1 protein-coding gene is annotated in these 494 nt (G+C 42.5%); it reads right to left on the reverse strand.

The window, feature by feature from the left end:
• A partial coding sequence (locus AB5935_RS25210) for a sensor histidine kinase (protein ID WP_368327780.1) occupies positions 1–494 on the reverse strand: 494 nt, incomplete at both ends.

Raw genomic sequence — 494 nt, forward strand, 5'->3', positions numbered from 1 at the left:
ATCCATGAGTTGAATGGATAGGCTTGGAGTTTCAACTTGGTTTCTCCTACTTCCATCTTACGTACGTCCAGCACCATGTTGATAAGATCTTTCATCCGTTGAGCCTGTTTATGTATATTCTTCAACGGTGGATAAATGGCATCTGTAGAAGGAAGTGTCTTTAATATGCGGCTTAGCGGGGCATATATGAGTGTGAGCGGAGTTCGCAGTTCATGGCTGATATTAATCAGAAAACGAACTTTTTCTTCATACACATTCTGCTCGTGTTCTTTCATCATCCATTTCATCTTGTTTTCTTTGCGTCGAAGCAGAACGAAAACAATTTGTACCACAATGCCTATGCAAGCAATGATGCAGAGAGAAACGAACCACCAGCTTCTGTACCAGGGTGGCAGTACGTTTAATGTGAAAAGAAACTGGGGAGTTGTTTCATTTCCTTCCTGTGTGTTACAGCTCACCATGATGGGATAACTTCCCGGAGCAAGAGATGGGAT

It is taken from the genome of Phocaeicola sp. RTP21198st1_B8_RTP21198_201120 (genome assembly GCF_040929485.1).
Classification (GTDB): Bacteria; Bacteroidota; Bacteroidia; order Bacteroidales; family Bacteroidaceae; genus Phocaeicola; species Phocaeicola dorei.